Here is an 18,487-nt window from a genome sequence, read left to right as displayed (position 1 = left end):
GCAAATATCAAATTGTACTCATCGTCTTTTGTTGTGATTTTTTCAATTCTTCTACTGCAAATAGATGTGTGAATAATCTAGTAAAAGGGAAAGAGCACCATATGACTAAACTACTTCATGGTATAAAAACATGTCTTGATATTGGTTCAACAGTGTGTCAAGCTCCTGACTGCATTGTACGACATGGTGATTTGTATAGCCCAGTTTAGCTGCTTTATTATACATATCTACTCGCTTTTGGTTAATTTGTTTTAGTAATATATATTGTTGATATACGTTTTGTGTCCTAGTCATTTCTACCACCTCCATATGAATTCTATGTAATTCTATCGTCGAATAATTTTCTTTTGTATTTACACAAAAATGATTATAAGATATTTCTTTTACTAAAGTTGTCGAACTGCGGCTGATTTAAAAAAATTCACAAACTTGTAACATTTGAATGTGCATATATCATAAAAAAGGAGACTTTAACCAGCTTTTAATAGTATTTATGCTATTTTTTCTCTCAACTGCCGAGAGAGTTTTCTGCTGCAAATATTCTAGTAAAAGAATGGAGAGAAGAAAATGAAAAAGACATGGATGATTTACGGGGCGAGCGGATATACAGGCGAATTAATTGCAAGGCTGGCCGTTAAAAATGGTCATACACCCATTCTTGCAGGACGCAGAAGAGAAACATTTCATGCTCTTGCTGAGGAATTAAATTTGGAAACCCGTGTTTTTTCACTAGATGATCCTAAACTAATTAAAGAGCATCTTACCGGCATTGATCTCGTTCTTCATTGCGCAGGTCCTTTTCAGTCCACCAGTGCTCCTATGATCGAAGGCTGCCTGCTCTCTGCTACCCATTACCTTGACATAACCGGTGAAGTAGAGGTATTTGAGCATACGCATGCAATAAAACAGTCACAGCGGGCAGCAAAAGCAGGCGTGATTCTTTGTTCAGGCGTTGGATTTGATGTCATTCCAACTGATTGCACAGCTTTAAAGCTGAAGGAGCTGCTGCCGGATGCTACTCAACTTTCGCTTGGCTTTGACTCTGATTCAGGCATCTCCCCTGGAACGGTTAAGACCATGATTCGCGGGCTGTCTTCAGGAAGCCTGGAAAGGAAGGATACTGAAATTCAAGCATTTCCATTAGGTAAAAAGAAACGGACGATTGAATTTGGAAGAGGAAAAAAGACAGCTATAGCCATTCCGTGGGGAGACGTGTCAACTGCCTATCATACCACAGGGATTCCTTCAATCACCACGTGGATTCCTATGCCTTCTTCGAACATACGGGCTGCACGCATTATGAGCTTTTTTGGACCTTTTCTTGGGACCAGGCCAGTACAAAACGGACTTTTGCATCTGGTGGACAAACGTGTAAGTGGTCCGGATGAGAACTCACGCGACACCTCTCCTGCATATATCTGGGGAGAAGCCAGAAACGACTCAGGAGAACAGTACACGGTTCGGATCCAGACGCCAAACGTTTACAGTCTTACAGCATCAGGGGCATTGGAAGTTGCCAGCCGGATTCTCGGGCAGGCCAATCCAGCAGGCGGCAGTTTTACACCTGCTGGTCTGTTCGGTTCAAAGCTGATTGAAGAACTTCCGGGCTGCGGATCATTTGAGGTCGAGCATGAAAAGCTTAATTAAATCTTCCTAAGTTCCGACCAAGCGGAACGCACGCCAGAAACGAAGTAAATCAGCCAAAAAGCCTGGGACATGGGTGTCCCAGGCTTTTTAAGTAAAATTGATTAGGTAGGCGAAGACATTTTTCAAACGCACGAGACACTTGCAGCACAAGCGAAAAACATGAGTTTTAACGGCAGTTATTTTACCTCAACGGTCCAATTAAAGCGGTCTTCTATTTTACCGGTCTGAATGCCTGTAATAGTATCATACAGCCTTTGTGAAAGCTCGCCAATTTGATGATTATTGATCACCATTTTTTTCCCCAGCCAGTTTAATTCGCCCACAGGGGAAATAACGGCAGCCGTACCTGTTCCAAATACCTCTTCGACTGACCCGTCCTCATAAGCCTGATACAGCTCATCGATCGAGATTCTTCGTTCGACAAAAGGAATCTCCCATTCGTTCAGCAGCTCGATAATGGACATTCGCGTAATTCCCTTGAGAATACTGCCATTTAATTCAGGAGTGACCACTTCTCCTTTTATTTTAAAGAAGATGTTCATGCTGCCTACTTCTTCAATATATTTTTTATGCACTCCGTCAAGCCAAAGCACATCAGCATTGCCCTTCTTTTTAGCACTGGCCTGGGCCTGGTAGCCTGAGGAATAATTGCCTGCTGTTTTAGCCATACCCGTTCCGCCTTTGACCGCTCTTGTAAACTGATCTTCAACGTTGATGACTACAGGTTCAATTCCCCCTGGAAAATAAGAGCCCACAGGAGAAAGAATAATCATTAAGGTATACGCTTTTGACGGTCCCACCGCCAGATTTGGTTCTGTAGCGATGATAAATGGACGGATATAAAGAGAGGTTCCTTCTGTAGAGGGCACCCAGTCCTGTTCTAACTGAATAAGCTGTGTCAAATAGTCCAATAACTGATCTTCTTCAACCGGCGGTATGCTGAGACGCTCGCTTGATAAATTTAAACGCTGAACATTTTTTTCCGGGCGAAAAAGCAAAATCCGGTTATCTTCTGTCCGGTAGGCTTTCAGTCCCTCAAATACTGTTTGTCCATAGTGAAAGATCATGGCAGCAGGATCAAGAGTAAGCGGTTCATAAGGTCCGATCTTTGGTTCATGCCAGCCTTTGTCTTCTTCCCAATTCATCGTAAACATATGATCGGTAAAGGTTGTCCCAAATGGAATCTGGTCCCTTGATGGCTTATCTTTTAATGCTGTACTTTTTACAATTTCCAGTTCTTTTGTTTTCATCGTCAGGACTCCTTCTCTTCAATCAATTTAGGTGAGCGTTATTTGAATCATTCTACACACAACCTCCTAATTTTGAAAGTCTTTCTCTTTAAAAAAACAGAAAATTTAAATTGCCACACGTAAATTACGGAGACGCACTTTTGGAAAAATCACTCGTACACTGCATGTTTTTGCTGCGTTAAGGGTATTGAAAGATAGATTAGATTAAGAGAGGGGAAAAACTATGGGATTTATACTATATTTAATTGTTGGCGGACTTATCGGATGGCTTGCAGGTTTGATCCTGGGTAAAGATGTACCGATGGGCTGTATTGGAAATATTGTGGCAGGGATCATTGGTTCATGGATTGCTGGAGAACTTCTGCCTGCATTCGGTCCTTCGATCGCAGGAATTAATATTATTCCGGCACTAATTGGCGCCATTATCTTTGTTTTTCTATTAAGTGTTATTTTAAAAGCAGCAAAGAAAAAGTAGAAGCAAGTCCGGACCTGGTTCCGGACTTTTTAATGTACCATACTGAAAAAATAACTATTCAAAAGACAAAAACTTCTTATATAATAAATTTAATCCATATTCTGAGACAGCGGAGTAGATTAAATGAATCATGAGGCATTATTTTATATTACAGTGGTAGTTATTGCCGGTGTATTATCATTATTTTTATCCCTTTACACCCGTTTCATTATTAAAGACGGACCTGGTGTTCAGCCCTATTTTTACCTTACTTTATTTTCTTCTGTTTTCACTTTTGCTTACGCCCTCGAACTCGCTTCCCCTTCACTTGAACAAATGAGGTTCTGGCTGAGGATTGAGTATCTTGCCCTGCCCTTTATACCGGTTTTTACGCTTCTTATGTGTCTTGAATACGCCGGGAAAAAAATTCCTCAGTGGATCAGCCTCTCGCTGTTCGTGATTCCTATTATGACTATTTTCTTCCATAACACGAACGAGCTTCATCATTTTTATTACTCGTCCATCGGTCTACAGCCCGACACCCCGTTTCCTGTATTGAAGCTTGAATGGGGACCATGGTTTTATGTTCATTCTATTTTTGTTTTCCTATGTTTGATGTACAGTATTATCGTCCTGATTCTTCAGCTGAAACAGCCGCTATTCCGCTTCCGCATGCAGATCATTACGATGGCTGCCGGTCTTGTCATGCCCATCATTGCCAATCATTTTTATTTAAATGGCCTGAGTCCGCATGGAATCGACCTCGGCCCTGTTTCCATGAGTGCATCTTTTTTATTTCATGGAGCTGCCATTCTGTCTTATCAGGTGTTTAATGTTTCTCCTATTGCCAGAGAGACTGTTTTTGAGAATATGAGAGACGGAGTAATGGTGATAAACCAAAATGGAGTACTCATGGACTTTAATGAAACAATGAAGCAAATGCTCCCCGTTTTGAAAAGTAAAAAGATCGGAAGCAGAATCGAGGATGTTTTACGCAACAATCCTTCCCTGCTTGCCGTCCTTACGAAAGGAAAAGAATGCGAAGAGCGTGTGCTGCTTCACAATCAATGGATCCACGTTCAGATTCGCTTTTCACCGCTGTGGAATAAAACAAAAGTGATCGGTCAGATCATTACGTTTGCAGATATAACAGACCGGGTCCATATACAGGAAAAGCTCCAATACTTAGCAAGTACTGACGGGCTCACCAAGCTTTTTAACCGATGCCACTTTCATTCTCGCGCAGATGATCTCTTTAACCGGTATGAACAGGAAGGCGGCGTTGTCGCAATTGTCATGGTTGATATTGATCATTTTAAGAGTATTAATGATACGTTTGGACATATCACGGGGGATGCGGTCTTGCAAAACACAGCAAAGCTGATTAAAGAGTGTCTGACAGAAAAGGACATAATTGGGCGCTACGGAGGAGAAGAATTTATTGTCTGTTTGCCTGAACGTACACGTGAGGATGTTCTTGCTTTAACCGAACGAATGCGGAACAGCCTGATGGAAAGCTCCATTTCGATTGGTGATAAAACGATTTCAGTAACAGCCAGCTTTGGGGTTTCCGCCGCCTGCATTTCCCCTGGTGATGAGTCTTGTAAAGACTCTCTTATACAACAGGCGGATACGGCGCTGTATGAAGCGAAAAGAAGCGGGCGAAACCGTGTCATTTTATTTGAAGAAGTAAAACAATATAATTAGGCCCGTCACACAATGAATAGTGACGGGCTTTTGCTGCTATTCTTTTTTTAATACTTCTATAAACTCCTTTAATACTCTTGCCGTCAGACCCCAAATTACGTTCCCTTCCACATGATAGAAATATTCGTTATACTGACGGGTCTGCCATTTATATTCACGTCCATTGGCAATTAAATCGTAAGGAAAGCCTTCCTCCGGCTTAACTTCCACGTTAATCGGATGCATAGATGGAGAATTCGTTAAAAAATAGGAAAGAGGAACAGTAAAGATTTCATCTACCTCTGCAGGGTTAATTTTTACGGCAGCGCTCTGCTTAATAAAACCAACAAAAGAATGGATGGTCATGCCAAAGGGTGAGACGAGTGTACCAAATGGAGAAACATTTTCTATATCCCTGCTGACCACGCCCAGCTCTTCTTCCGCTTCCCGAACTGCTGCTTCTAAAGGTCCTTTATCTAAAGCATCCACTCGTCCGCCGGGAAAACATACTTCCCCAGGCTGGCGTCTCATGGATTGAGCACGGATTTCAAAAAGCAGATGAAGTTCGCCGTCTTTTTCAATAAACGGCAGGAGAATGGCATATTTTCGCATGCTCTCTTCTCCGATTATAGATGGCTGGCGAGATGCCATCTTTTTCATTATGACCTGTTGATCCATCTAATTCCCCCTTGGCTTTTTCTTTCACTATACCAAAGGCGGGGCTTTTTGTTTTGTTTTAAGCCTTCTGACTAGATGCATACCCGGTTTCTGCCGGATTGTTTTGCCTTATATAAACTTTTATCTGCCTCTACTTTCATCTGTTCTGAGTCCTTGACCTTATCGGGGAAGGTAGCGATGCCAATTGAGATCGTAATGGAGATGGATACTTCTAGAGACAATTTAAAATGATGAGCTTCTACCGCACTTCTGATTTCTTCTGCCATCAGTGCTGCCTTCTGATTAGGACAATCAAGGAGAATCACAGAAAATTCTTCTCCTCCATTTCGGGAAACGATATCAAATGAGCGCACTGAATGCTTAAGGAGCTGTCCAAGTTCTTTTAAAACAAGATCTCCTGCAGGATGTCCATAAGTATCGTTAACAGATTTAAAGTAGTCAATGTCAATCATCAGGAGAGACAGGCTTTCATTTTTTTGCTTCGCATTTAAAATCAGCGCTGCCCAGCGGTCTGAAAATTGGCGGGTGTTATATAGTCCAGTTAAAAAATCGGTGCCAGATTCTGTTTCATATTTAGCCAGTAAATAGTGTGATTTCATAATATATTTCACAAAAAACATAGAGGCAAATCCACCTGCAGCCGACAAGATCCAATAGAAAAGTATCAGCAGATAAATGGACTCCCAGTCTTGTATAATCATCATCAATATAATAGAAAACATGATGTTTGCATGAATAATCATGGCTACGGTCCGTTTCAAAACCGAAGTTGCAGTCCTGACAATCAGATAAAATCCTGCAAAAACAAAAAGGATTAAAAATAAAGCAGCCAGAGAAGAAACATTTATACCAAAAATAAAACGGCCCAGTATAATAATGATACTGCTGACGACTGACGGATAGACCCCTAAAAATAAGAAGGTCAGCATAATCGGAATATAGCGCAGATCGACAAGTGTTTCACTGTTTACAGGAATGGAAAAATACATGAGTACATTTCCCATGGTGCCTGCAGCAATCCCATCCAGCCATTTCCATTTTAATGAATACGCCTCATCTGTTTTGCATTTCCACCTGATCTGCAAATAAGTGAAAAGCAGCGTTATCAAAATACAAAGGTTCACAAATAAATCTTCAATCAATTAACACACCCCACGCCTTACTTTTAAAGGAAAACTTGTCCTGTTTCAGACTGTTTTGGATCCTCTTTCTTAGTATCGGCATGCATCTTGGTTAATGAAAGCTTCTTTGTCATTTTGATAAAAAGAGGCATGAAGAAGACCGCTTCTTAATCCGACTTTACCCCATACACTTTAAATAGAAGAGCGCGATTGTACTAATTTTTACATAAAATATTTTTGATGCTTCATTTGTACACTGAATGCATTTCTGTTATATGATAGAAGCAGAAGATTGCAGTACTTTTCCCGTTTAAAGAAAGGGTGCTCCAAATGGACATCTATAAACAATATGCAGACAGTATAGAATTCGCACAGCAATACGGAAAGACCGTGATTAACGCGCATCACCCTGATTTATTCATTAGTGGGATCGGACGCAGTGCAGCCGCTTTTCGTATCCGGGACACTGAGCTTGTTATTAAGGTCTACTTCCCGGAATTTACCTTTATCGCGGCTGAAGAAGCCGAAATCTATAACCTTTTAGCAGGCAGCCGTTATTATCCTTCTTTGCACGATGCCGGGCAGAATTATCTGGTCATAGATTTTGTAGATGGCTATACGCTTTTTCAATGCTTGACTGAGGGAAAAAGAATTTATAAAAAGAATATTGAGGAAGTGGACGCAGCCTTATCAGAAGCAAGAAATGCAGGGTTAACACCGTCAGACGTTCACTTGCGAAACATCCTTGTCACATCAGACGGCTCCACTAAACTGATTGACCTCGCAAGATTTCGCCAGGTGAAGGATCAGGATACGCAGTGGGAAAACTTAAAAGGTGTTTTTCCACTCTATGAGCGCTTTTTCTTCCCGAAAAAGATTCCCGAGACGATATTAAATGCAGTGGCTTATTTATATAAAAAGAAGCCAGGTCTTTTTCAAGTTCTTTTCCACAGTTGAAACGGTGTAAGAAAGTAAACAAAATGGCAAATTAACTAAGAGCTTGGGACAAAAGTGTCCAAAGCTCTACGACCGGTTCACTTCGCTTCAGGCGGACGTTTTCCGCAGGGACGGCGCTGAGCCTTCTTGGGCTTGGCCCTGCAAAGTCTCAGCTTGCCGTCGTGTCCTGCAGGGAGTCGCCACCTTCCGCTCCGCTCACCTATTACTACTACTAAATATATCCTCATTTATTAAACTTTTTTGAGTTTTGTCCCAGCCTCTTTATTTTATTTCATTAAAAGACACAGCCGCTTTAATCACTGCACCACAGGCAACCTGCGTATTCTTTTTATCCCATAATCAAACCAAAGCTTTCGACACAGAGCATTTGTTCATCAAACTCATCCCTGTTCCATACATATGTACGGAAAATCGTGGCCACAGCAAGTTCTCTTTCGCGCTCAGCCCTTTCATAGGCATGCACGACCATCAGCAGATCCGTCATGCGATGAGCAATTTTTCTGGCATGATACGTCTGATGATCCTCGCTTAATGGGGCAAGAGAATCAAGCATTTGTTTTAACGAATTCATTTTTTTACTGATTTCATCAAGAGCCCGGGAATCTGAAACAAAGGTCAGCCTTTGATTCAAATCTTCAAAGAACAGCTGATCAGCACTGAATTTATTAATGAGTCTCACCACTTCAAGTGCTAATATATTTTCCGTTCCCTCCCAGACTGTCAGCACTTGAGCATCCCGGAGCAGCCGCGGGGTCACAAAATCCTCAATATACCCATTTCCCCCGTGAAGCTCAATAGCTTCATGAGAAAAGTTTATAGCTTCCTGCGCGGTTCTTGCTTTGATCAAAGCAATATATAAACGGTTCAGCGCAATTTCATCAAGAGAAATTTCAACATCTCCTCCTGCTACACGGTCAAATAGTTCGATTGATTCAAACATTACAGACAGCTGCACTTCAAATCGGGTCTGAAGCTGAACAATCGTTTCCTGAACCATCGGAAAATCAATGAGCGGTTTGCCAAACGATTCACGGTTGCAAACATAGTCGTAGCCTTCTTTTAAGGCACGTTTCATGATGCCGACTGAGGCTGCTGTATTGCATACTCGTGATAGGTTCAGTGCTTCCATCATGTAGTAGAAACCCCTCGAAGGATCCCCAACTAAATAAGCCTCCGCACCGTTAAATTCAACTTCTCCTGAAGGCACAGCACGTACGCCAAGCTTATCTTTCAACCGCCGGATGGTGATCCCGTTCGAACGATTGTCCTCTTTACGCCATGGTACAATAAATAAACTGAGGCCCTTCGTCCCCTCAGGTGCTCCTTCCAATCTTGCAAGGACGGCTGCTGCTCCAGCCTGACCTGCATTTGAAGCAAAATATTTTTCTCCGTAAAGCCTGTAGCCTTCTTCTTCCTCCACTGCTTTTACCTCAATGGCTCCCACATCTGAGCCTCCCTGCCGTTCTGTTAAAAAGGTGGCGCCTTCATAGAGCTCAACTTCCCCCGTTGAAAGAATATGGGGTAAAAATCGAGACTTAAGATCTTCATCCCCAAAATGATCCACCAAGTAGGCAACGGCCATCGTCAGCGTGACCGGACAGTAAAAGCCAGGTTCAACCTGTGAAAGAAGGTAGCCTTGAGCAAAGCTGTACAGGTAGTTTCCTTTTTCGCCCAGCTCCGGTATTTCTTTATGATTGTATCCCACGATCCCTGTATTGTAGGCAGATTGCACCGTTTTTTTATAGCCTTCATTCACCCACACCCTGGATACATCTTCCCCGTATTTATCGTAGCGAATGAGCCTCGGCTGTCCTTCACGATCCGTATGCGCAGCTCTTTCGTCAAATTCGTTGTAGCATTGATCATAAAAGGCTTCCAGCTCTTTTTTACCCCACTCATACAGCGCAGGAGACAGCTTTTTTTGTAAAATGGCCAGCAGAACTTTTTCCTGATGTTCTAGTTGTGACATCCTTACACACCCCTTTTTGTTGTAAAACAGGTACTCTGGCATTCTTTGAACTTTCATTTTTTTCCTCTTTTCATTCTATCATGCAGCCCCAGGCACGAAAAGAAACTGCCTGAGATCAGACAGTTACTTTTCGTGAGATACAGTTAAATTACAGCGCTGATTCCTCCGTATATAAGGGCAAGAGTGATCACAAGCGCCGGATGAAGCTTTTTAACTTCCAGCATCCAGAAGCTGATGAGGATCAGAATTCCGGTTTGAATGGAACCCGAGGCATGAGCAGATGTCATGAAGAATTGAAGCGTCATTGCACCAAGGAGAACTGCTATGACTGGTCTGATCAATTTCGTTATATTTTTGACCTTTGGTGAATCTTTATATTTTAAAAGTGTGACCATCAAGGCAATCATGATCAGCAAAGACGGAGCGACAGCAGCAAATAGGGCCACTGCAGAACCCAGAACCCCACCCTCTATGTATCCAATATAACCGGCCATTTTTGTGGCAATCGGACCCGGAAGCGCATTTCCAAGTGCCAGTACTTCTCCAAATTCCTGCGTACTCATCCATCCATACCGGTCCACCACTTCTTTTTCAACAAGTGGGATTGAGGCGGGACCGCCGCCATATCCAAGGATTCCGGGGATAAAAAATGCAAGAAAAAGATGCCAATAGATCATCTAGCATTTCCTCCCCTTTTAAAAGGCAACAAAATAGCCAATAATATCGCGAGAATTATAAATGCTGGATGTACAGAGAGCCCCTCCATCAAAAACGCAGCGACGCCTGTTAAAGCTAAAGCTCGCCACCAGCCCATGGTCTGACCTGATTTTTTCAAAAAGTCCCACGTCATCACTGCCAGCATTACACCGACTACAGGTACAACGGCATTAGACATGCCGCTAACCCATTCGACTCCTTTGTACTTCTGGAGAACCCCGAGCAGAACGATCATGATGGCTACTGTAGGGAGGACAGAAGCAGCTAAAGCAATAATGCTTCCAATCACTCCGTTTATACGATAGCCGATATAGCCGGCCATTTTAGTTGCAATTGGACCTGGCATCGTATTTGCAAGAGCGAGAGTGTCACCAAACTCATCCTCTGTCATCCACCGGTATTTTCTTACAGCTTCCAAATGAAAAAGCGGAATGGCAGATGGCCCGCCCCCAAACCCCAGCATGCCAATTCGAAAAAATGCGGCAAACAAATCAGCATTGGTTTTAAAGCGAAAAGCGCGAGACTGCTTCTCTTGTCCGCCCTGAGTTACCAAGCAGCAATTGTTCCATCTGTACGGGATTCAGTGCCGCCTGATAATACTCCGCTAATTGGGTCACGCCAAATAATTTGTCCTCTACCGAAGCTGCCTCCATCTAATGCTACTTGTATGGTATGTCCTTTTCTCAACAGCTCCTGTGCAAGATAATTAGGGAATTGCGGTTCTACTAAAATGGTTTTCCCTTCCATCCACTGCCACCTTGGCATATCCAGTGTAGCCTGAGGATGAAGATGATGGTCGATCGTATTAGTAACCACTTGAAAATGGCCCTGGGGCTGCATATACCCTCCCATTACACCGAAGGGACCAATAGCTTGTCCGTCCTTCGTTAAAAAGCCGGGAATAATGGTGTGATACGTCCTTTTACCGCCGGATAATAGATTGGGGTGTGTTTCATCCAATGAAAAATCAGCTCCACGGTTTTGGAGACTGATCCCTGTTCCAGGAATCACAACACCCGATCCAAAGCCCATGTAATTGCTTTGAATATAGGAAATCATATTTCCTTCTTCATCTGCAGCTGCTAAATAAACCGTTCCTCCTTTTGGCAGGTCATAGGGTTTGGGATCTGACGCCTTTTCTCCAATATTCTCTGCACGGTTTTGGGCGTACTCCTCTGATAATAAATGCTCCACGCTCACCGGCATTGATTCCGGTTCAGTAATAAATTGCTTCCCATCTGTAAAAGCAAGCTTCATTGATTCAATCTGATTGTGGAACGTATCTGCAGATTGCCATTCCGGTTTTCCTAATTTTTTGTAGATGTTTAAAGCCATCAAGGCTACCATTCCCTGCCCATTCGGAGGGATTTCCCAAACATCATAGCCCTTGTAGGAAGTTGAAACCGGTTTAACCCATTCCGGTTCAAAAGATGAGAGATCTTCTTTTGTCAAAAACCCGTTATGTTTCTTTACATATGCATCGATTTTATCTGCTAGGTTCCCTGAATAAAACGACTTTGCTTCTGTATCTCCAATCTCTTTCAGCGTAGATGCGTGTCCTGGAGAAGACCACATTTCACCGATTTCAGGCGCCCTTCCATCAGGTGCAAACGTATCAAACCATGCTTTATATTCTTCAGTTGTAAAGGAGGTTTTAAATTTTTCATAGGCTGATTTCCAGTACTTGCCGAGTATTGGCGTTAAAGGATAGCCTTCTTCTGCGTATCGGATAGCCGGTTTTAAGGCTTCTGCCAATGATAATTTCCCGAATCTTTGAGAAAGAGAAGCCCACGCAGCAGGCGCACCCGGAACCGTCACCGGAATTACGCCATGAACCGGCATTTTTTCAAACCCAAGCGCTTTGACCGCTTCAGGTGAAATACTTTCAGGAGACGGTCCAGAACTATTTAAACCGTATAGCTCATTTTTTATCCAGACCAGCGCAAAAGCATCTCCCCCAATTCCATTAGAAGTAGGCTCCACTACAGTAAGAGCTGCAGCTGCAGCAATGGCTGCATCGATTGCATTCCCTCCATTTTGCATGATTTCCAGTCCAGCCTGAGCAGCTAATGGCTGAGAAGTTGCGACCATTCCTTTTTTTGAAAACACAGTCTGTCTTTTTGATTCAAATGGGTGTTTTAAATAATCCATCGTGATTCCTCCTTTTCGATAAAGAGCCAGGCGCATATATGGTTCCTGCACCTGGCTCCTTGACATTAGCCTGCAAAATGGCATGCTGCAAAATGATCTTTTTCATGCTCAATCCACTCTGGTTTATCTTTTTTACAGATATCCTGTGCAATTGGGCAGCGCGTATGAAAGGCACATCCTGATGGCGGATTTGCCGGGTTGGGCATGTCCCCTGTCAATCTGATTCTTTCTTTTTTCGCATTCATATTAGGTCGGGGGATTGCCGATAAAAGTGCCTGGGTATAAGGGTGTAACGGACGTTTAAATAGACTTGATACATCAGTCATTTCAACGGTATTGCCCAAATACATCACCAATACACGATCACAAAAATATCGTACCACCCCTAAATCATGTGAAATGAATAAATAAGATAAATGATACTTTTCCTGTATGGTTTTCAGCAGCTTCAATACCTGGGCCTGAACGGAAACGTCCAACGCAGATACCGCTTCATCACAAATAATAAAGGATGGGTTAAGTGCAATGGCACGGGCAATTCCAATCCGTTGTCGCTGTCCTCCGCTGAATTCATGAGGATAACGGTCATAATGCTCTTCTTTAAGTCCTACTTCTTTTAATAATGAAAGGACTGCTTCTTTTCTTTCTTTGCTCTGCATTTTAGTATGCATCACAAAAACCTCATCAAGTGCATGTCCCACTCGCTGGCGTGGATTCAGCGAGGCAAAGGGATCCTGAAAGATCATTTGCATTTCTTTTACGAATTTCTTTTTCTCTTTCCGTTTTAGATCCTGTATTTCCTGCTCATTAAAGCTGATTGTGCCGCCGGTTAATTCTTCAAGACCAAGTATTGCGCGTCCAAGAGTGGATTTCCCGCAGCCGGATTCACCTACTACTCCAAGACTCTCTCCCTTATAGAGCTTCAGAGAAACTGATTCTACTGCCTTTACGTTTCCCTGTGTACGTTTTAGCACTCCGCCTTTTATAGGAAAATATTTTTTTACATTTTTCAGTTCAAGCAGTACATCATGATTGGACTGGGATTCTCTCACTTCCTTCATCCGCTTTGACCTCCTTTTCCTCCAGCCAGCAGCTGGCATGATGTCCTTTTGAAACCTGGAATGCAGGAGGTACTTTTACCTTGCATTTTTCCATGGCAAATTTACAACGCGGATGAAATCGGCAGCCCGTTATTTCTTCATCAAGACCGGGCATATTCCCGGGTATCGGCTCAAGTTCAAACTCAGGATCGTCTACGTTGGGAACTGAATTTAACAACCCTGCTGTATAAGGATGTCTTGGGTTCTCAAAGATATCCCGCACTGGCCCCTCTTCAATCTTCTTTCCTGCATACATCACCATTACCCGGTCGGCTACCTCTGCTACAACTCCCATGTCATGTGTAATCATCAACACACCCATATCAAGCTTTTCTTTCAGATCGTTTATTAAATCAAGAATCTGGGCTTGGATCGTTACATCAAGAGCCGTAGTTGGTTCATCTGCAATCAGCAAGCTCGGATGACAGGCAAGTGCCATGGCAATCATAACCCGCTGCCGCATTCCTCCACTTAATTCATGTGGATATTGATTTAATCGTTTTTCTGGATTCGGAATTCCAACCTGAGAAAGAAGCTCAACTCCTTGTTTGCTTGCCTCTTTTTTTGATAGTGAATGATGAAGCATTAAGGGCTCTCTCAGTTGGTAACCAATGGTCAGTACTGGATTTAGTGCTGTCATGGGTTCTTGAAAAATCATCGATATTTCATTTCCTCGAAGTCTTCTCATCTGTTCATTCGACAACGTTTGAAGCGGTTGATCATTTAATTTGATCTCACCTGATTCGATTTTTCCGTTTTGAGGGAGCAGGCGCATCACAGAAAGGGATGTGATGCTTTTCCCACAGCCTGACTCTCCCACGATGCAGAGTGTTTCACCTTTACTGACATGAAATGAGACATCTCTGACCGCTTGCAGCGATCCTCCAGAGGTACGAAACGATGTCACTAAATTTTTCACTTCAAGTAATGTCTCCTGCATAATCTCCCTACTCTCTTGAAACGTTATATAAATTCCATTGTCCATTTGGGTCAAGTTGAAGACCGGAAATTGATTCGTCCGTAGCAGCTGTTACAATGCCATGATACATCGTGATTGCTGCATCTTCTTTAAGCATTACCTCATTGGCCTGAGATAAGATGTCTGCCCGCTCATCCTGATCAATGGTCGTGCGGGATGCTTCCACCAACTCATCAAATTCAGGATTGCTGTATTGAGCACGGTTTGAATTCCCTACGTTATCTGAATGAAAGTTAGGATAGAACATTTCGGACCCATCGCCTGTTACATTAGACCAGCTTAAGAAGGTCATATCGTATTCACCAGCTCGCGCAGTATCCAGAAATGTAGCCCATTCCATCGTTTCGATTTCTACAGAAAAGCCTGCTTCTGTTAATTGAGCCTGTACAATTTCAGCCATAAGGACAAAATTTTCACGATTTGCAGTTAAAAGTTTAATCGGTTCACTCCCAAAATCATTTTCTTCAACCAACTGCTGAGCTGTCTCCAGGTCGTAGGCTGTCCCAGCACCTGATTGCGATTCTTCATATCCAAATACTTGCGGTCCAAGAATACTATCATTGCGAACACCCAAACCATTCAGGTTTTCCACAAAAGCATCACGGTCGATTGCACTTGCCACCGCTTTTCTATATTCCGGATCCTGGTTTCGTTCAAGCGAGTGATTAAATGTTAAATAATAAACAGGGGTTCCTTCTTTTTTTGTGATCTCAACATTTTCAATTGCTTCAATTCTGGAGATCTGTTCTGAAGGAAGACCGTCAATAAAGTTTACTTCACCTGTTTGAAGCATGGAAATAGCCGTTGAAATCTCAGGAACCACTTTTAGAGTTACTTTATCAAGGGTCGGCGCACCATCCCAGTATTCTTCATTTTTTTCAAGAACAACTTCATCACCAGGCGTCCAGCTTACGAATTTAAACGGCCCTGATCCAACCGGTTCCTGCATTAAGTCCTGCTCCTGATCGGCAGTTGGACTTATAATGGCAGCATTAGCATGAGACAATGCAGCTAGCAAAGGGCCGTAAGGATATTTTGTTTTGATTTCAACTGTGTATTCATCGAGAACATTAACGACATCAATTGGCTCTAAAAGGGATGCACGCGGCGCTGCTGTTTCAGGGTCTCGCAGTTTATCAAACGAGTATTTCACTGCCTCAGCATTTAACGGCGTTCCGTCGTGAAACATAATGTCTTCTTTTAACTTTATTACCCATGTTAGTTCATCCGGAGTTTCATATGATTCTGCTACTCTCGGCTCAATTTCCATCGTTTCAGGGTTTCGCATAAAAAGCTTTTCATAGACTTGCTCAATAACATTTGATGAAACCGAATCATTCGTCATTGTTGGTGAGAGACCTACTACGTCTGATGTAGCTGCATAAATAATCTCCTGCTCTCCCCCAGAAGCTGTTCCTTCATTCTCTCCATCTCCCCCGCTTTCTGCTCCCTCGGGAATTGTGCTTTCTGAACATGCTGCCGCCAATAGAGCAAATGCAAGTACAAAGAAGATCAGCCATTGTTTTTTCATAAATATTCCTCCATTCAATTTATATATCCATATTTGGATCAAGCGCATCACGCAGACCGTCACCTAAAACATTAAAGGCGAAAACCGTCAGCATAATGGCAATACCGGGAACGATGGTTAAATGTGGAGAAGACCACATGAAATCCTGTCCTTGAGAAATCATCGCGCCCCATTCAGGTGTAGGCGGTTGAGCACCGAGTCCAAGAAAGCTTAAAGATGCTGTGGACAGAATCGCTGTTGCCATACGCATCGTTGCAAAGACAATAATTGGAGCAGAAGCATTAGGTAAAATATGACGCACCATGATCCGTAAATCAGAAGCCCCCATGGAACGCATGGCCATGATGTACTCTTTCTCTTTTATAGATAAAACGGACCCCCTTACGATTCTGGCACAGGTAGGAATCGACCAAATGGAAATCGCAATTGCTACATTTACAAGACTTGTACCAAGAATTGCAATAATCAGCATGGCCAGCAAAATGCCTGGAAAAGAGAATAATAGATCTACTATTCTCATAATTACCGCGTCTAACCTCCTGTAATAGCCGGCAAGAAGACCGAGCATGATACCTCCAATTAGTCCCAGGGAAACCGCTGTAATGCCGACTACCAGAGAAATACGGGCTCCAAAAACGATGCGGCTCCATACATCCCTTCCATAATTGTCTGTGCCGAGCCAGTGCCCTTCACTGAACACAGGCAATTCTCTGTTCGTTAAATCCTGCTTAACAGGATCAAAAGCGGTCATAAAAGGAGCAAATATAGCCATGATAATCTGCACCACCACGATGATCAGTCCGATCATAGCCAGCTTATTTCTTAAAAGTTTTTTAACTGTTTTTACCCAGTATTTCTCTTTTTTTTGTTCTTTTAATTTAACGGTTTCTGCTGTGGCCACAATACCCCCCCTATTATTCGTATTTAATTCGCGGATCTATGTAGGTATAGACAATATCAACGATCAGGTTTACTACTACAAATAAAGTAGCGACTAAAAGAACGGACCCTTGCACCATTGGAAAATCCCTCGCTGCAATTGCGTCGATCATCAGTCTGCCCACTCCATTAATGGCAAAAACTTTTTCAGTAATAATGGTGCCGCCGAGCAAAAATCCAAAATTCAGACCAATGACGGTGATTATTGGAATCATGGCATTCTTTAACGTGTGAATCCAGATAACATGCTTCTCTTTAACTCCTTTAGCTCGGGCAGTCCGCACATAGTCTGCACGTATGACCTCAAGCATGGATGACCTGGCCATCCTGGCAATCATTGCTGCAGAGCCCGTCCCAAGCGTTATTGCAGGCAAAATCAATTCCTTCAGGCCATCTACTGTGTAGAACGGACTACTCATGCCTCCGACAGGAAGCCACTGAAGATTGACCGCAAACACCAGAATTAATATGGCGCCAAGCCAGAAATTTGGTATTGAAATACCTGCAAGTGCAAAAGTTGTAGCAGACACGTCAAGCCATGAATTTTGACGCAATGCTGACACAAGACCCGCAATGATTCCGATGATTACCGCCACCACCATACTGGCAATCGCCAGCTTTAACGTATTAGGAAAACGGATTAGAATGGCATCTGCTACCGGCTGAGTCGTCTGATAGGAATAGCCAAAATCTCCCTGGACCGCATTGCTGATGTAGCGGACATACTGAGCAAGAAAAGGATCATCCAGCCCTAAATTCGCTCTGATCGCTGAAATATCCGATTCTGTTGCAGTCGGCCCACCAATCACAGCTGCTGGATCCCCAGGTGCTATATACATAGAACCAAAGACTAAAAAAGAAATACCAAACAACAAAAATAGCAATTGAAAAAACCTTCGTATAATTAATGCAGCCATCACTCCACCTCCAAACCATTTGTTAAGCAATTTTTATTTTTTGGTTAACAAAAGTAAATATTTTATTGAATATTCATGAGTATAAGTTATTAGAATATAAAAATCTATAAGAATTTTCAAAAAAGTTATATTTTTTTTGATTTTATTTTCTAATTGATCGTATTTTACCACTCAGATCTTTCTTTTTGATTATGATTTTATTCAAATAAAACCTTTTTGATCACATCTCCAGAAAACGCTTTCGCTATTATAATAAAAAAGAGGCTGGGACAAAACTCAGCTGAATAAACGAGAATGCCCTCATGAACTTTAGTAGCTCATGAGGGCATTTTTTATTTAGATAATTAAAATTTTTAATAAAAGATAAGGACAACCTCTGGTAAAATTAAAG

17 protein-coding genes are annotated in these 18,487 nt (G+C 42.5%); 4 read left to right on the top strand and 13 right to left on the bottom strand.

The annotated features are described in order from the left end of the window. Window positions 1-105 precede the first annotated feature (105 nt). Complete coding sequence (locus ACQCT8_RS07635) at window positions 106-294, bottom strand: aspartyl-phosphate phosphatase Spo0E family protein (RefSeq protein WP_278241226.1); 189 nt, start codon at window positions 292-294, stop codon at window positions 106-108. Between the two features lie 273 nt (window positions 295-567). Between ACQCT8_RS07635 and ACQCT8_RS07630 the strand changes: the two genes are divergently transcribed. Then, window positions 568-1,647, top strand: a complete 1,080-nt coding sequence (locus ACQCT8_RS07630; protein WP_426869914.1) for a saccharopine dehydrogenase family protein — start codon at window positions 568-570, stop codon at window positions 1,645-1,647. 176 nt (window positions 1,648-1,823) lie between these two features. Here ACQCT8_RS07630 and ACQCT8_RS07625 read toward each other — a convergent pair whose 3' ends face one another. Then, window positions 1,824-2,897, bottom strand: a complete 1,074-nt coding sequence (locus ACQCT8_RS07625) for a branched-chain amino acid aminotransferase (RefSeq protein WP_426869912.1) — start codon at window positions 2,895-2,897, stop codon at window positions 1,824-1,826. 223 nt (window positions 2,898-3,120) lie between these two features. Here ACQCT8_RS07625 and ACQCT8_RS07620 point away from each other — a divergent pair, with 223 nt between their 5' ends. Further along, window positions 3,121-3,372 (top strand): GlsB/YeaQ/YmgE family stress response membrane protein, encoded by a 252-nt coding sequence (locus tag ACQCT8_RS07620; RefSeq protein ID WP_278241223.1) that lies wholly within the window; start codon window positions 3,121-3,123, stop codon window positions 3,370-3,372. A 123-nt stretch (window positions 3,373-3,495) separates the two neighbouring features. After that, window positions 3,496-5,058 (top strand): histidine kinase N-terminal 7TM domain-containing protein, encoded by a 1,563-nt coding sequence (locus ACQCT8_RS07615; RefSeq protein WP_426869910.1) that lies wholly within the window; start codon window positions 3,496-3,498, stop codon window positions 5,056-5,058. 36 nt (window positions 5,059-5,094) lie between these two features. Here ACQCT8_RS07615 and ACQCT8_RS07610 read toward each other — a convergent pair whose 3' ends face one another. Both ACQCT8_RS07610 and ACQCT8_RS07605 read right to left on the bottom strand, forming a co-directional pair. Next, window positions 5,095-5,715: an NUDIX hydrolase gene (locus ACQCT8_RS07610; RefSeq protein WP_426869908.1), complete on the bottom strand. Its 621-nt coding sequence runs from the start codon at window positions 5,713-5,715 to the stop codon at window positions 5,095-5,097. A gap of 71 nt (window positions 5,716-5,786) precedes the next feature. Beyond that, window positions 5,787-6,857, bottom strand: a complete 1,071-nt coding sequence (locus ACQCT8_RS07605; protein ID WP_426869906.1) for a GGDEF domain-containing protein — start codon at window positions 6,855-6,857, stop codon at window positions 5,787-5,789. A gap of 309 nt (window positions 6,858-7,166) precedes the next feature. Here ACQCT8_RS07605 and ACQCT8_RS07600 point away from each other — a divergent pair, with 309 nt between their 5' ends. Further along, window positions 7,167-7,793, top strand: coding sequence for a protein kinase family protein (locus ACQCT8_RS07600; RefSeq protein ID WP_426869904.1), 627 nt, complete (start codon window positions 7,167-7,169; stop codon window positions 7,791-7,793). A 328-nt stretch (window positions 7,794-8,121) separates the two neighbouring features. Here the strand turns inward: ACQCT8_RS07600 and ACQCT8_RS07595 are convergent, their stop codons facing one another. The 9 genes from ACQCT8_RS07595 to nikB form a co-directional block, all read right to left on the bottom strand. After that, a complete protein-coding gene (locus tag ACQCT8_RS07595; protein ID WP_426869903.1) occupies window positions 8,122-9,762 on the bottom strand; it encodes an acyl-CoA dehydrogenase family protein in 1,641 nt (546 codons plus the stop codon). A gap of 143 nt (window positions 9,763-9,905) precedes the next feature. Continuing rightward, window positions 9,906-10,439: a chromate transporter gene (locus ACQCT8_RS07590; RefSeq protein WP_426869901.1), complete on the bottom strand. Its 534-nt coding sequence runs from the start codon at window positions 10,437-10,439 to the stop codon at window positions 9,906-9,908. After that, entirely contained in the window at window positions 10,436-11,032 is a 597-nt protein-coding gene (locus ACQCT8_RS07585; RefSeq protein ID WP_426869899.1) for a chromate transporter, read from the bottom strand. The genes ACQCT8_RS07590 and ACQCT8_RS07585 overlap by 4 nt, the downstream gene beginning before the upstream one ends. Beyond that, window positions 11,026-12,630, bottom strand: coding sequence for a gamma-glutamyltransferase family protein (locus ACQCT8_RS07580; RefSeq protein ID WP_426869897.1), 1,605 nt, complete (start codon window positions 12,628-12,630; stop codon window positions 11,026-11,028). Before ACQCT8_RS07580 ends, ACQCT8_RS07585 begins: the two co-directional genes overlap by 7 nt. Window positions 12,631-12,695: 65 nt before the next feature. Next, window positions 12,696-13,691: an ABC transporter ATP-binding protein gene (locus ACQCT8_RS07575; protein WP_426869895.1), complete on the bottom strand. Its 996-nt coding sequence runs from the start codon at window positions 13,689-13,691 to the stop codon at window positions 12,696-12,698. Continuing rightward, window positions 13,657-14,670 carry an ABC transporter ATP-binding protein gene (locus ACQCT8_RS07570; RefSeq protein ID WP_426869893.1) on the bottom strand — a complete coding sequence of 338 codons (1,014 nt, stop codon included), beginning with the start codon at window positions 14,668-14,670 and terminating at the stop codon, window positions 13,657-13,659. The genes ACQCT8_RS07575 and ACQCT8_RS07570 overlap by 35 nt, the downstream gene beginning before the upstream one ends. A 7-nt stretch (window positions 14,671-14,677) precedes the next feature. After that, the gene (locus tag ACQCT8_RS07565; RefSeq protein WP_426869891.1) at window positions 14,678-16,240 is read right to left on the bottom strand and encodes an ABC transporter substrate-binding protein; all 1,563 of its coding nucleotides are present in this window, start codon (window positions 16,238-16,240) and stop codon (window positions 14,678-14,680) included. A 19-nt stretch (window positions 16,241-16,259) separates the two neighbouring features. After that, complete coding sequence (locus tag ACQCT8_RS07560; RefSeq protein WP_426869890.1) at window positions 16,260-17,141, bottom strand: ABC transporter permease; 882 nt, start codon at window positions 17,139-17,141, stop codon at window positions 16,260-16,262. Between the two features lie 13 nt (window positions 17,142-17,154). Next, window positions 17,155-18,096 carry a nickel ABC transporter permease gene (gene nikB / locus ACQCT8_RS07555; RefSeq protein ID WP_426869888.1) on the bottom strand — a complete coding sequence of 314 codons (942 nt, stop codon included), beginning with the start codon at window positions 18,094-18,096 and terminating at the stop codon, window positions 17,155-17,157. Between the last annotated feature and the right edge of the window lie 391 nt (window positions 18,097-18,487).

Source organism: Jeotgalibacillus proteolyticus (assembly GCF_050107735.1).
Taxonomy (GTDB): domain Bacteria; phylum Bacillota; class Bacilli; order Bacillales; family Jeotgalibacillaceae; genus Jeotgalibacillus; species Jeotgalibacillus proteolyticus_A.
The sequence above is the reverse complement of the archived record's forward strand: the minus strand, read 5'-3'. Positions and strand labels throughout refer to the sequence as shown.